This window comes from Bacillus sp. FJAT-29790 (genome assembly GCF_019039215.1).
Taxonomy (GTDB): domain Bacteria; phylum Bacillota; class Bacilli; order Bacillales; family Cytobacillaceae; genus Cytobacillus.
Genome location: NZ_JAHNZZ010000001.1, coordinates 397,871 through 412,096, shown reverse-complemented (window position 1 = coordinate 412,096; position 14,226 = coordinate 397,871). Strand labels below are relative to the sequence as shown.

Sequence of the window (14,226 nt, the reverse complement as noted above, 5' to 3'; positions counted from 1 at the left end):
GTTAGATTGGACCAAATTTATTATCCCGCACCTTTTTTCCCTAGAAAAAGGTGCATCTTTAGCTATACTGTTCAACAGAAGCATTTTGTATGTCTTCAGTTTTCAATAGAAGTAAATTTTTTAAGAACTCCTTAGTTCCTAAACAATCAGTAGCCTCTTTTTCTGTTTGATAAACCGTTTTATTTTGATCGAATAATTCAGCAATTACTCGTTTAAAGGAATAAGTCTCTATGAGCCAGTCCCCGATTAGTTCTTTCGTTGATTCTCTTACCACATTATTTTTAATTGCAAATAAGCTTTCAGTATCTGTTTCTTTCAATATCCATTCGAATGAAATAATCAAATATCCACTAACAAATAAAAAAAATGCTTGTAGAAAAAAATACCTCTTTCTCTACAAGCTGATTGTAATTTTATAACAATTTATTTTTTTCAATCCATTCAACAAAATTATTCATCACTCGATCCAAGAATAAAAGCAGTAAGCTTTTTATTGTAAGATTCTTTACGTTTGCTGCCAATAATTGCTGCGATTTTCATGGATATTGCCCTCTGGATATTTATGAAATATCTGATATTATGAAACCTACTGCTTTAATAGTTTATATTTCTTTAAGGGCACATCCAAAGAGAACGGCTTAACACAAGTGTCCTGCTCTTTTATTATTATTATTGATTTATCTTTAAGTTTTTTCTAATATACTGGACGATCTTGCGAAGTTCAGTAGATGATGGGCGCCCAAATGGACTTGTTTGTCTTTGTTGATATAGAAGCTGTCCATTTTCATCAACGAGGAAATAAGCTGGTTCTCCATGCGTGCCATGATCCTCATATGGAGCCTCTTCTCCATGATAAAAAACATCATATGCTTTCAATGTCTTTAAATCTTCATCCGCTAAGACAGTAAAAGTTAGGTTGTGATCATCAACCATCTTCTTTAAATTTTCCAACTGATCGGTTGAGATTGTAATAAGATGTACATTCTTACCTGCAAAAAAACTTTTGCTTTCTTCAAGCTCATTTAAGTCATGAACACAAACAGGGCACCATGATCCTCTGAAAAAGATAATGAGATGCCAACTTTTATGCTGGTTTTGATGTGATACAAAAGAGAATTCTTTACCATTAACTGCTGGAAGAATGAAATCAGGTACTTTGTCCCCTAAATTAAATGCAGACATACTTATCCTCCTCGAATATTGAAGGTCATATTAACCCTTATACAGGTTAGTAACACCTTTATATTATTTTGTATTTTGAATTAAATATGTAAGATAAATTACATAACCAACCTACTGTAAAGATTCAACTACAACTACAAATACAAAATCTGGAATTCTAAAAGCATTAGCTTTTTTGCCTTTATAGATTTATTAAGAAGTCTCTAACAGCTCTGGAGTTTTAGCATACGCACTATGCAAATGCGAGTTTTTCACCATTTTTGAATACTAATAAAAAAAGGAAGGGCATGATCATCATCCCCTCCCATTTAATATGTTTGTTAGCGAATAGTTTTTAATGCACCGCTCCAAGAGTTAACTTGGTCAAGCATATCATTGACATTATTAAGGTGTAAATCAGCTGGTTTGAAAACAGACATGTTTTCAAAATCAGTAAATAGTGACAATGTTGGATGCGTGCGAACATCAGCAATCAATAATTCTCCCATGATGCCACGTAAATGTTCAGCTGCACGAGCACCACCAGTTGAACCATAGCTTACGATACCTGCTGCTTTATTGTTCCAAGCTTCACGAGCAAAATCAAGTGCATTTTTTAATGCTCCTGTAATGCTGTGATTGTATTCTTGAACGATGAATACGAATCCATCTAAGTTAGCAAGTTTTTCATTCCAGGCTGCAATTCCTGGTTCTTGACCATCCGTTGTTCCTAAAAATGGCAGATTGAAGTCTGCAATATCTACGATTTCATAATTTGCGTCTCCACGTTTGTCAGCAATGCCTTTTACCCATTCTCCTACTTGTGGGCTTACACGCCCTTGACGAGTGCTTCCTAAGATAATTCCGATATTTAATTTAGTCATTGTATTTTCCTCCTTATTATTAGATCCACCAAATAATCTGTTTAAAAAACCCATTCCCTGCACCACCTATAATATTATGTCTTTACTAATAAATTTTATGAATGCACCAACTCCTTTAAGTTGGAATTGTGAATTCCTTCAGATTTACAGACAGCTCCGTTTTTTTACTAGCTTTTCAAAATTCTTTATGAACTATTCATCTGTCTTTTGAGAATCTCGAACATGAGATATTAAAATGAAAAATAGTTCTTACTTGTTAATTGATATTCTTATCTAGTCAGTATTTTTGCGGTATGACCAATTCTTTCTAAGACGCTTTTCATCGTTTTTTTCTCTTCAGCGCTTATATTTTCAAAAATATCTTGTATTAGCTTTTGATACTCTGGAAAAACCTTATTCATTAAGAGATTTCCCTGACCTGTAATAACCACATGGACAACTCTTCGATCTTCACGGCAATCACATCTCTGCAGTAAACCTTTTTGTTCTAATTTATCGATAACATATGTCATGGAACCACTAGCTAGCAGAACGGAATTACAAATCTGCTGAACCGTTTGCTTTCCTTTTAGATAAAGTACATCTAACACAGAAAATTCAGTAGGGCTGAGGCTATATTTACTTAAATCATGTTTGATTTTTTCTTGTACAGATTTTGAAGCCTTTATTAAGGTGACAAAAGAATCAAACGATAAATGCTCTTCTATAACAAGGCCCCCTTTATTATCTTTATTTAAAATATCATAAAATTATTTATCTCTAACTCGAGATAATATTAATATATTTATTTTCAATTGTCAACTCCTTGAAAATTCTTTGCTACCAATAAATAAAATCAGAACTAATAATACATTTACAAATAGGCGAGTACCTATACATCTTTGAACATGGACACATACACTAATTTTGAAACAATTTGAGGAGGAGATAGAAAATGGAAAGACAATTTGGAGGTTATGGCTACGGCATGGGTTATGGCGGCTTTCCTGGTTACGGTATGGGTTACGGAGGTTACCCGTACCATCATGGTTATGGCGGTTATCCATACCATCATGGTTATGGCGGTTATCAGTACCATCATGGTTATGGTGGCTATTAGTACCATCATGGTTATGGTGGCTATTACCGTGATGGTTCTTATTAGTCTTATAAATAGGATTAGTCAATTTTGCACATGTCTTTATTTCAAAAATGAACTTTTGACTTAGCTAGGATTTTCCACATATCCGCTACTTTGTCGGGAAAAATCGTTTGTAACTAATGTTGACCAAAAAGGCGATATGGAGTGGATGTAGAAGCATCCGTAAAATATTAAGGTAAACACTTGACTTGCTAATTTGGTTAAACAGGTTAATCAATAATATGAAAAAAGAGCAATTGGGATTTATTAGCCTGATTGCTCTTTTGCTTGAACTACGAGTGCAATCAAATGAAAGAAAATAGCTTGCTTTTCTCTTAAGTTCGATCGAATATGAGGATTTTTAAAATTTGCTTAGTAAGGCGATAATATGTTAATGACCTTTTTCTTTATCATATCAAATGAGGAGGTAATAAAATGGCAAATGTAACTGTTGTAGGAGAAGGAACATTTGAAGTAGAAGAGGGTAAAAAATTAGTTTTAGCCCTAGAAGATAACGGTGTAAATATTCTCCATCGCTGCGGAGGGATGGCGAGATGTACAACCTGCAGAGTAGAAGTTCTAGCCGGTGATTATAATGAGGTAACGAATAAAGAAAAGAACGCCTTTGCGGAAAAAGGCATTGATGATCAGTTACGTTTATCATGCCAAATTCTTGTAAATGGAGACGTAACCGTTCGTCCGATCATGACAGTCGAAAGTTCTGGTATCGATGCCGGTCCAAGACCAGCTGACTAAGACTTTAGATTTTACCTCTTTGAACAATTGGTGCATTAATAACTATTCGCTAAAAAACCATTTTAGATAGGAGGGGATTCTGATCATTCCCCTCCTTTTTTGTATACCACTATCAAGAGAGGAAAAAATCCAGCAAAAAGGGAGGGACCTTGGATTGCCGTCTGAAAGAGGAAGAACATTGGTTATTTTGTAGTGTCGTTATTAATTGGCGTATATCCTCTTTTAAAGTTTGCTTCATCGGTGAAAAATTGCAATTTACATGATTCACGGAGACACACCTCCCCTTTTTAAGTTTGTCTACCAGTATTTATTCGACTTTTGATGTTTGAGCTTCAAACATTGTTAAATATTAGTTATGAGTGTAAAGAACCCACTCTCTTAATTAATGAGTGGCTGGTCGTTGACTATCGTTTAAAAGGAATTGGGGCTTGGCAATTAGGATTACAGTTTCCACAATCTGCTATTATCGTAAGTGAGTTTTTGATTGCCAAAAAAGTAATCTAAAACAAAAACACCTGAGCAGGTGTTTTCTGGTTGCAAATATACAAGCTATCTCGAGGTGATTTTGTTGTTTTTATATGTACTTTTTACCTAAGTCGTCCCCCGGTAGACTTGGCTTATCTTTTTTAATGTTATTTTTCACTTTCCCCAATCAGACGGATTGATTCTCCATTCGGCAAGCTTTTTCATATCTTCCTCTTTAATATAACCCTTTTCTTTAGCAATTTGCGACAGGGTTTCAAAATCTGACAGTGAATATGCAGCAATATTAGCTTCCTCCAATAATTCTTTTCCTTTTTCCAGCTGGTATGTAAAGATTGCTACGACACCTAATACTTCGCAGCCTGCTTTCCTCAATGCCTCAACAGCTGTTATCGCGCTTCCTCCAGTTGAAATTAGGTCTTCCACTACGACAACTTTCTGGCCTGCGTCTGCTTTTCCTTCAATTTGATTACCTTTGCCATGGCCTTTTGGCTTGGAGCGGACGTAACACATTGGCAAGCCCATTAAATCACTTACCCAAGCAGCGTGAGGGATTCCCGCTGTAGCTGTCCCTGCAATTATTTCTGTCCCAGGGAACTTTTCTTCAATCGTTTCCTTTAATCCGTTAGCAATCTCTTTTCGGATGACAGGGTATGACAATGTCAGGCGGTTATCACAATAAATCGGTGAACGAATACCGGATGCCCATGTAAAAGGGTCATTTGGCTTTAATGCGACAGCTTTTATTTCTAATAATCTTTCGGCAATTTTACGATTCATTGATGCAGTCCCCCCCATGATTGTAAAAACTTATCATACTGTTCAGCCGGGTTTTCAGATCTTGTAATCGAACGCCCGACAACAATGGCTGAAACACCTTCTGATTTTGCAAATTCAGGAGTAGCCACACGCTTCTGATCCTGAACGTCATCTGATTTCATCCGTATCCCTGGTGCGACAGTTAAGAAAGAATCACCTAGTAAATCACAAATCTCCCTTGCTTCATAACTTGAACACACAACACCATCTAGGCCTGCGGCATTCGCTAAAGAAGCATAATGAAGAACGGAATCTTTCAATGGAGCGTTGATGAGCTGCTCCAATTTCATTTGCTCTTCCGATGTGCTTGTTAACTGAGTGACAGCTATACAAGCAGGTCTAGTCCTACCAGAAGATGTCCCAGCTTCTAAGCCTTCAAGCGCAGCAGCCATCATTTCTTTTCCTCCAGCGGCATGCACATTGACAAGATCGCATTCCAAACGGGCAAGACCTTTCATGGCGCTTTTCACTGTGTTCGGGATATCATGAAGCTTTAAGTCGAGGAAAATATCATGGCCTCTTTCTTTTATTTCATAAATAATTTTGGGGCCTTCCTGATAAAAAAGTTCCATTCCTACCTTCAAGAAAAGCTTTTCATCATTAAATTGATCTAAAAACTTAATAACTTCATCTTTTCCGGCAAAATCAAGCGCGATGATGAGTGAGTTTTTCACCATTACTTCCAGCTCCTTCCCGTACATTCAGAAATATGCTCAAAGCCTAAACTTCTTAACAACTCTGGCAATACGTCAATGATTCGCGGGCAAATAAACGGATCTACAAAGTTCGCTGTCCCGACTGCCACAGCACTTGCACCTGCGTAAAAATATTCAATGACGTCTTCCGCTGATTGAACACCGCCCATTCCGATAATCGGCAAGGAAACTTGTTGGCTGACTTCATGGATCATTCGGATGGCAACCGGCTTAATGGCAGGGCCGGAAAGGCCGCCTGTCTTATTAGCTAAAATCGGCTGAGCTGTTTTTAAATCGAGTCTCATGCCTAGAAGGGTGTTAATCATTGTTAAACCGTCTGCACCGCCGTCTTCTACCGCTTTTGCCATTTCGACAATATTGGTTACGTTTGGCGACAATTTTACATATACCGGAACCTTGGAAACTTCCTTAACTTGTTTCGTAAGGTTTTTTGCAACTTCTGGATTTGTACCAAAGGCAATTCCCCCGGTCTTAACATTCGGGCAGGAGATATTTAATTCAAGAGCATGTACGTTCTTCGCTTTAGAAATCTCTTTAGCAACCGCCACATAATCTTCTTCTAACGAACCTGCTACGTTTGCAATTATCGGAACATCGAATTGTTCTAGCCAGCGAAGCTCTTCATTGACCACTTTTTCTAAACCGGGATTTTGCAGCCCAATAGCATTTAACATCCCTGCAGAAGTTTCCGCTACACGGGGAGTCGGATTTCCAAACCGCGGTTCATATGTTGTTGCTTTGATCATAATTGCACCTAGTAAGCTAAGATCAAATAGCTGGCTGAATTCTCTCCCAAAGCCAAAACAGCCTGATGCCGGCATAATCGGATTTTTTAATTCTAATCCAGGCAGACTTATTTGTAATGCACTCATAATACGACCTCCCCCGCTTTAAAGACTGGTCCATCACTGCACACTTTTTTATATGTGAAGCCATCTGGATCATCACCTGTATGGCAAACACATGCAAAGCACGCCCCTATGCCGCAGCCCATCCGCTCTTCCAAGGAAAGATAAACTTTTTTATGTTTATATCCACTTTCAAGTGCTTTCAGCATCGGTGTCGGACCACAAGTATAAAGGATGTCAAATTCAAGTTTTTCATTTTCAATCACATTTGTCACAAACCCTTTTGTACCAAAACTACCATCTACCGTTGCCACATAGGTTTCACCAAGTTGTGAAAAAGCCGTTTCATAGAAAGCGACACTTTCTGATTGGAAGCCAAGTACGTGAATCACCTTTACTCCTTGTTTTATAAGTTGCTGTGATAATTCGTATAACGGCGGTACACCAATCCCCCCACCAACTAGAAGGGCAGTTTCCCCCTTTTTAGCCTCTTCCACCGGAAACCCATTTCCCAATGGACCTAACACATCAACAAAATCGCCGGCCAATTTTTCTGAAAGCAAAGCCGTTCCTTTCCCTTCAGCACGATAAATCATCGTAAATTGATTTTGCTCTTTATCAATATTTGCAATACTAATCGGCCTTCTTAGAAGCGGATCAAGACTATCGGAAACCTTTAAATGAACAAATTGACCCGGTTCTTTCATTTCATGAACAAGCTCACCTTGAAGGGTGAGCTCAAAAATATGTTCAGCAATTTCTTGTTGCGAGATAATTTTACATAATTCCTTTTTGATCACGAAAGGACCGCCTCCTGGATTTCAGCTTTAGCCATCGCATCCGCCGAAAAATTCATCGACTCGAGCACTTGCAAAATGGCAGCAGCTGTATCAAGTGAAGTCAGGCATGGAACACCATTTTCAACCGATTCCCGACGAATTCGGAAGCCGTCCCTGGCAGGCTGCTTCCCTTTTGAAAATGTATTGATGACAATCTGGGCTTCCCCATTTCGAATGTCATCCAAAAGATTGGGCCCTTCTGAACCAATTTTGTCTACTACTTTGACAGGAATACCTTCTGATTGCAGCAACTGAGCAGTTCCGTTTGTTGCCATTAATCTGTATCCGATTGATACGAACCGCTTTGCAAGTTGAATTGCTTCTTCCTTATCTTTATCAGCAACCGTCATCAGAACCGTGCCAAACTTATGGATTTTCATCCCGGAAGCTACTAGTCCTTTATATAATGCTTTTTCTAAAGTCGTATCTTTTCCCATTACTTCACCGGTAGACTTCATTTCCGGCCCTAGAGTAATATCAACGCGCTTTAATTTAGCGAATGAAAAGACTGGGACTTTTACAAAAACACCGCTTTTTTCCGGTGCAAGACCTGTATAGTAGCCTTGCTGCTTCAGTGATTGACCTAAAATGACCTTTGTCGCGACATTTGCCATCGGTATATTTGTAATTTTACTTAAGAAAGGGACTGTCCGACTTGAACGCGGATTCACTTCAATTACATATACTTCCTCATTTGCTACAACATATTGAATGTTTAATAAGCCGATGATGCCCAATCCTTTAGCAAGTCTTTCCGTGTAGTCAATCAGTTTTTCTTTCACTGCTGCCGAAATACTTTGCGGCGGGTAGACAGCGATGGAGTCTCCAGAGTGTACGCCTGCTCTTTCAATATGTTCCATAATGCCAGGGATTACCACGGTTTCACCATCAGAGATTGCATCTACTTCAATTTCTTTTCCAGTCAGGTAACGGTCAATTAACACTGGATGCTCTGGATTAATTTTCACTGCATTCTTCATATAATGAAGAAGCTCAGCTTCCTTATATACAATTTCCATCGCTCTGCCGCCAAGGACATAGGAGGGACGCACGAGAACTGGATAACCAATTGAGTTTGCGATGTTTACAGCTTCCTCAATCGAAAGGGCTGTCTTTCCTTTTGGCTGAGGAATATTTAACTCCGATAAAGCTTGTTCAAATTTATCCCTGTTTTCTGATCGATCGAGATCTTCGAGCGAAGTTCCAAGAATTTTCACGCCTCTTTCAACAAGTTTGTCAGCCAGGTTTATTGCTGTCTGACCGCCAAACTGAACAACGACACCTTCGGGCTGTTCCAGGTCAATGATATGCATGACATCTTCAATTGTTAATGGTTCGAAATACAGCTTATCGGAAATGCTGAAATCTGTCGATACCGTTTCTGGGTTATTGTTGATAATAATTGCTTCATAGCCAGCTTCTTTAATCGCCCAGACAGAGTGTACTGTCGCATAATCGAACTCAACTCCCTGCCCAATTCGGATCGGACCCGAACCTAGGACAACGACACTTTTCCGATCTGAAACAATTGATTCGTTTTCATCTTCATACGTACCATAGTAATAAGGGGTTTCTGACTCGAATTCAGCCGCACATGTATCAACCATTTTATAAACTGGCACAAGGCCATTTTCTTTTCTCCAGTTGTACACTTCTACTTCTGTCGTATTCCAGAAGCCAGCAATGACAATATCGGCAAATCCCATTTCCTTTGCTTTCTTTGCAATTTCATAATGGAATGGATTTTTGGCAATTTCATTTTCAAACGAAACGATCTTTTCCATCTTATGAAGGAAAAACAGGTTAATCTGGCTCCATTCATGAATCGTCTCAATCCTAATTCCCTGTCTAAGTGCTTCGCCAATAAAGAATAAACGCTCATCTCCGGCTTTTCTGATTCTCTTTTCAATCAGTTCAGCATCTATATGTTCTACATCTTTGAAACCTAGATGATAAACATCTGCTTCAAGTGAGCGTACTGCTTTCAATAACGATTCTTCAAATGTACGGCCCATGGCCATTACTTCGCCAGTTGCTTTCATCTGCGTTCCTAGTAATCTATTTGCTGATTCAAATTTATCAAATGGCCAGCGCGGGATTTTTGTCACGATATAATCGATTGTTGGCTCCATGCAAGCATATGTTTTTCCTGTGACAGGATTCATCATTTCATCTAAAGTTAATCCGACAGCTATTTTTGCTGCTAACTTAGCAATGGGATAGCCTGTAGCTTTTGAGGCTAATGCCGATGAACGGCTTACCCGAGGGTTCACCTCAATAATGTAGTAGTTGAAGCTGTATGGATCCAATGCGAGCTGAACATTACATCCGCCTTCGATTTCAAGTGCACGGATGATTTTTAATGAGGTATTTCTTAACATCTGAACTTCCCGATCAGTGAGTGTCTGACATGGTGCCACAACGATCGAATCTCCTGTATGAATCCCCACAGGATCGACGTTTTCCATATGACAAACGACGATCGCATTATCGTTAGAGTCCCTCATCACTTCGTATTCAATCTCTTTATATCCAGCTATGCTTTTTTCTAACAAACATTGGGTGACTGGGCTGCTTTTTAATCCACTTTTTACAATCTCAATTAACTCTTCTTCATTGTTACAAATACCACCACCCGTTCCTCCGAGTGTAAAAGCAGGACGAACAATAACTGGGTAGCCTATTCGATTAACGAACGTAAAAGCTTCTTCGAGCGTATGGATAATTTCGCTATCTGGTACTGGTTCCCCAAGCTCATTCATTAAGCTTCTGAAGAGATCACGATCCTCCGCTTGTTCAATCGCTGAAAGCTTTGTTCCTAAAATTTCAACCCCACATTCATCAAGCACGCCTGAATTAGCTAGCTCAACAGCGAGGTTAAGCCCGGTTTGTCCGCCTAATGAAGGAAGGAGCGCATCCGGCCTTTCCTTTCGGATGATGCGGCTTACAAATTCTAAAGTGAGAGGCTCAATATATACGGCATCAGCAATTTCAGTATCCGTCATAATCGTGGCAGGGTTGGAGTTGATAAGAATAACACGATACCCTTCTTCCTTCAAAGCAACACAGGCTTGAGTGCCAGCATAATCAAATTCTGCTGCCTGCCCTATGACAATAGGACCTGAACCAATTACTAAAATACTTTTTATATCTGTACGCTTTGGCATTTGTAAGCACCTTCCTGTTTCTCAGATTCAATCATTTGCAAAAATTGTTCTAATACACCATTGGCATCTTCAGAACCTGGAGAAGCCTCGGGGTGGAATTGCACAGAAAATGCAGGAACATCTTTATGCTTCAACCCTTCAATTGTTCCATCGTTTAAAGCAATATGTGTCACTTCAAGTCTTGTTTCATCAATAGAAGTCTCTTTAACTACAAATCCATGATTTTGTGAAGTAAGCACGATCCTGCCTGTCTTTAAATCTTTAACCGGATGGCTGTTTCCACGATGACCGAACTTCATTTTTTCTGTATCGGCCCCACATGCAAGGGCGAATAACAACTGGCCGAGGCAAATTCCGAAGATTGGCACTTTTCCTAATAGACCATTAATCATATCTACTGCTTCAAGTACGGATTTCGGATCTCCAGGCCCATTCGAAAGCATGACACCGTCCGGACTTAAGTTCAATATTTCCTGTGCAGAAGTGTGATAAGGAACAACAATCACATCACAATCACGATTGTTTAACTCTCTTAAAATACCATGCTTCATGCCAAAGTCTACTAAAACCACTCTTCTTCCCCGTCCAGGACTCGGATAAGCACTTTTTGTTGACACTTGTTTGACTTGATCAGTTCTAAGCTCCGTTGCCCGAAGTTTTTCCACGATTGTCTCTACATCTTCTTCAATACTGCAAATGGCTCCTTTTAATGTTCCATGGTTTCGGATCATTCTTGTCAGTTTCCTCGTATCAATCCCCGCAATCCCGGGGATATTTTTAATTTGACAATAATCATGGAGTATCATTTCGTTTCTCCAGTTAGATGGATAATCAGCCGCTTCCTTGACGATGATTCCCCCAATGCTTGGATTGATCGATTCAAAATCATCTCTATTAATGCCGTAATTTCCAATGAGCGGATATGTCATGATGACGATTTGGCCACAGCAGGCAGGGTCAGTTAAAATCTCCTGATATCCGGTCATCCCGGTATTGAAAACGACTTCACCAATCGTATTTGTATCACTACCGAAGCTTTCCCCGATAAAAATGGTCCCGTCTTCTAAAATCAACTGTTTTTTCATACCAGAACACTCCCTTTGCTCCAAGCAATTTTTCCATTTACCATCGTTAAGACTGGCCATCCTTTACATTCCCAGCCTGCAAATGGCGTGTTTTTACCCTTTGATAAAAATTGTTCCGGATTAATTTCTTCTTCCTTATTTAAATCTATTAAAACTAAATCAGCTGCTGCACCAACTTCTATTTTCCCAGAAGAGAGACCGAATGCTTCTGCTGGCTTTATAGTTAAAAAGTCAATTAACTGTTTTAATGAGAAAATTCCTTTTTCAACAAAATGAGTGTAAAGAAGAGGGAAAGCTGTTTCCAATCCAACAATTCCAAATGGAGCCAATTGCATACCTTCAGCTTTTTCCGTGGCTAAATGCGGCGCATGATCTGTTGCGATAAAATCGATCGTGCCATCAAGAATCCCCTCAATCAGCGCATCCCTATCTGCTGAGCCTCTTAAAGGAGGGTTCATCTTATAATTGGCATCAAGCCCAGGGATGTCTTCCTCACATAATAAGAGATGATGGGGAGTTACCTCTGCTGTAACTTTGATTCCTGCTCGCTTTGCATCACGGACAACTCTTACCGACTCTTTTGTACTTATATGACACACATGATAATGGCAATCGGCCGCTTCTGCTAACAGTACATCTCTAGCGATATGAACGGACTCACAAACAGAGGGAATCCCATTAAGCCCATTCTCTTTTGAAAAATTACCTTCATGCACAGATCCTTTGTTTATAAGGGTGTTTTCTTCACAATGAGCGACAATCGGCATATTAATTTCAGCTGCTTTCTTCATTGCTTTGAGCATCATCGCCGCTGATTGGACACCGACTCCATCATCTGTAAACGCAAAAGCGCCAGCTTCTTTTAAAGCAGTAAAATCTGTTAATTCCTCGCCTAATTCGCGAATCGTAATGGATGCATATGGGAGAACGCGGACAGCAGCTGTTTCTTCAATCCGTTTATTAAGCCACTGCAATTGTTCTTTTGTATCAGGAACAGGTCTCGTATTTGGCATAGCCGCAACGGTTGTAAACCCTCCTTTTGCGGCAGACAACGTTCCTGTCTCAATTGTTTCTTTCTTTTCGCCGCCTGGCTCGCGCAAATGGATATGGAGATCAATAAAGCCTGGAGCAATAAGCAATCCATTGGCGTCGATCGTTTCATTTGCTTCAGTTGTCATATTCTCAGCAATTTCCACGATTTTCCCGTTATTTATATAAACATCTGCTTTTTTGCGTGTACCATCGATTGTCAGCATATATCCATTTTTGATAATAATTGTCATTTCCTACCATCCCCCATTTGATTGTTCTAACGCTCTTTTTAATACTGCCATCCGAATATAAACTCCATTTTGCATTTGTTTAAAAATTCTTGAACGTTCACATTCAACTAAGCTGTCTGCAATCTCGACGTTTCGATTTACTGGTGCTGGATGCATAATGATGCTTCGAGGCTTCATTTTTTTCTCTCTATCCTCTGTCAGACCAAATGCTTGGTGGTATTCTTCCACTGTTTGCGTTCCCTTTTGGTCATGGCGCTCGTGCTGAATTCGAAGCAGCATGACAACATCAGCTGTTTCTATCGCTGAATCAACCTCTTCATAAGAGCCATTTTCAAAACTTTCTTCATCAAACCACTCTTTCGGTCCTGAGAAAACAACATTCGCACCAAGTTTGACTAGTGCAGCGGCATTTGACCTCGCTACACGGCTATGTTTAATATCGCCGATAATGGCAACCTTTAGCTCGTTAAAGGAACCGAATTCCTGCTTGATGGTTAGTAAATCGAGCAAGGATTGCGTCGGATGGTGACCACAGCCATCTCCGGCATTAATAATTGGAAGATCGACTTTCCCTACGAGTTCATCGAAGTACCGATCTTGGTTATGGCGAATAATGACTGATTCCACTCCAATTGCTTCAAGTGTTTTCACCGTGTCATATAATGTTTCACCTTTTGATACACTTGAAGTACTTACCTCAAATGGAATAACATCAAGCCCTAGCCTTCTCTCTGCTACTTCAAAACTGCATTTCGTCCGCGTACTATTTTCAAAAAACAGGTTTGTAACAAATACTTTTTTTCCGGGTGACCATGTCTCGCCATTAATAAAGTGTTGGGCATCCGCCAGAATCTTATTTATCTCGTCATTGGATAAATCTGAAGTAGTTAGTAAATGGTTCATCTTTTAGCCACCTTTTTTTATTTTCTAATGAAATTATGTTTAGTCATATATATTATAGCTTTCATTTTGATCTCATTTCTTCCGAAACAAACACCCTGACTTTTGTCAGGGTGTTGAAGAGTTGAAGAGCAAACTTGGCAAAGAGTATACCTCTCCTTAAAC

At 39.4% G+C, this 14,226-nt stretch carries 14 protein-coding genes and 1 pseudogene; 2 read left to right on the top strand and 13 right to left on the bottom strand.

What is annotated here, in order from left to right; translation table 11 throughout:
• Window positions 1-58: 58 nt before the first annotated feature.
• The 5 genes from BGM26_RS02010 to BGM26_RS21320 form a co-directional block, all read right to left on the bottom strand.
• Entirely contained in the window at window positions 59-343 is a 285-nt protein-coding gene (locus tag BGM26_RS02010) for a hypothetical protein (RefSeq protein WP_217038074.1), read from the bottom strand.
• A 107-nt stretch (window positions 344-450) separates the two neighbouring features.
• A complete protein-coding gene (locus BGM26_RS02005; RefSeq protein ID WP_217038073.1) occupies window positions 451-540 on the bottom strand; it encodes an NAD(P)H-dependent oxidoreductase in 90 nt (29 codons plus the stop codon).
• A 129-nt stretch (window positions 541-669) separates the two neighbouring features.
• Window positions 670-1,182, bottom strand: coding sequence for a peroxiredoxin family protein (locus BGM26_RS02000; protein ID WP_217038072.1), 513 nt, complete (start codon window positions 1,180-1,182; stop codon window positions 670-672).
• A 320-nt stretch (window positions 1,183-1,502) separates the two neighbouring features.
• The gene (locus BGM26_RS01995) at window positions 1,503-2,099 is read right to left on the bottom strand and encodes an NADPH-dependent FMN reductase (protein WP_217038071.1); all 597 of its coding nucleotides are present in this window, start codon (window positions 2,097-2,099) and stop codon (window positions 1,503-1,505) included.
• A 215-nt stretch (window positions 2,100-2,314) separates the two neighbouring features.
• Window positions 2,315-2,683, bottom strand: a complete 369-nt coding sequence (locus BGM26_RS21320) for a MarR family winged helix-turn-helix transcriptional regulator (protein ID WP_367949315.1) — start codon at window positions 2,681-2,683, stop codon at window positions 2,315-2,317.
• Between the two features lie 296 nt (window positions 2,684-2,979).
• Between BGM26_RS21320 and BGM26_RS01985 the strand changes: the two genes are divergently transcribed.
• Both BGM26_RS01985 and BGM26_RS01980 read left to right on the top strand, forming a co-directional pair.
• The gene (locus BGM26_RS01985) at window positions 2,980-3,144 is read left to right on the top strand and encodes a hypothetical protein (protein ID WP_217038069.1); all 165 of its coding nucleotides are present in this window, start codon (window positions 2,980-2,982) and stop codon (window positions 3,142-3,144) included.
• A gap of 456 nt (window positions 3,145-3,600) precedes the next feature.
• Window positions 3,601-3,921, top strand: coding sequence for a 2Fe-2S iron-sulfur cluster-binding protein (locus tag BGM26_RS01980; protein WP_217038068.1), 321 nt, complete (start codon window positions 3,601-3,603; stop codon window positions 3,919-3,921).
• A 639-nt stretch (window positions 3,922-4,560) separates the two neighbouring features.
• Here BGM26_RS01980 and pyrE read toward each other — a convergent pair.
• The 8 genes and pseudogenes from pyrE to BGM26_RS01940 all read right to left on the bottom strand — a co-directional run bounded on the left by pyrE (window position 4,561) and on the right by BGM26_RS01940 (window position 14,064).
• Complete coding sequence (pyrE, locus tag BGM26_RS01975; protein ID WP_217038067.1) at window positions 4,561-5,184, bottom strand: orotate phosphoribosyltransferase; 624 nt, start codon at window positions 5,182-5,184, stop codon at window positions 4,561-4,563.
• The gene (gene pyrF, locus BGM26_RS01970) at window positions 5,181-5,897 is read right to left on the bottom strand and encodes an orotidine-5'-phosphate decarboxylase (RefSeq protein ID WP_217040600.1); all 717 of its coding nucleotides are present in this window, start codon (window positions 5,895-5,897) and stop codon (window positions 5,181-5,183) included. Before pyrF ends, pyrE begins: the two co-directional genes overlap by 4 nt.
• A pseudogene (locus BGM26_RS01965) lies at window positions 5,869-6,811 on the bottom strand (dihydroorotate dehydrogenase). The gene pyrF and the pseudogene BGM26_RS01965 overlap by 29 nt, the downstream one beginning before the upstream one ends.
• Window positions 6,808-7,587 carry a dihydroorotate dehydrogenase electron transfer subunit gene (locus BGM26_RS01960; protein WP_217038064.1) on the bottom strand — a complete coding sequence of 260 codons (780 nt, stop codon included), beginning with the start codon at window positions 7,585-7,587 and terminating at the stop codon, window positions 6,808-6,810. The pseudogene BGM26_RS01965 and the gene BGM26_RS01960 overlap by 4 nt, the downstream one beginning before the upstream one ends.
• Window positions 7,584-10,793 carry a carbamoyl-phosphate synthase large subunit gene (gene carB / locus BGM26_RS01955; RefSeq protein WP_217038062.1) on the bottom strand — a complete coding sequence of 1,070 codons (3,210 nt, stop codon included), beginning with the start codon at window positions 10,791-10,793 and terminating at the stop codon, window positions 7,584-7,586. Before carB ends, BGM26_RS01960 begins: the two co-directional genes overlap by 4 nt.
• Window positions 10,772-11,878, bottom strand: a complete 1,107-nt coding sequence (locus BGM26_RS01950; protein ID WP_217038061.1) for a carbamoyl phosphate synthase small subunit — start codon at window positions 11,876-11,878, stop codon at window positions 10,772-10,774. Before BGM26_RS01950 ends, carB begins: the two co-directional genes overlap by 22 nt.
• Window positions 11,875-13,161 (bottom strand): dihydroorotase, encoded by a 1,287-nt coding sequence (locus BGM26_RS01945; protein WP_217038060.1) that lies wholly within the window; start codon window positions 13,159-13,161, stop codon window positions 11,875-11,877. Before BGM26_RS01945 ends, BGM26_RS01950 begins: the two co-directional genes overlap by 4 nt.
• 3 nt (window positions 13,162-13,164) lie before the next feature.
• Window positions 13,165-14,064: an aspartate carbamoyltransferase catalytic subunit gene (locus tag BGM26_RS01940; protein WP_217038059.1), complete on the bottom strand. Its 900-nt coding sequence runs from the start codon at window positions 14,062-14,064 to the stop codon at window positions 13,165-13,167.
• Window positions 14,065-14,226: the final 162 nt, after the last annotated feature.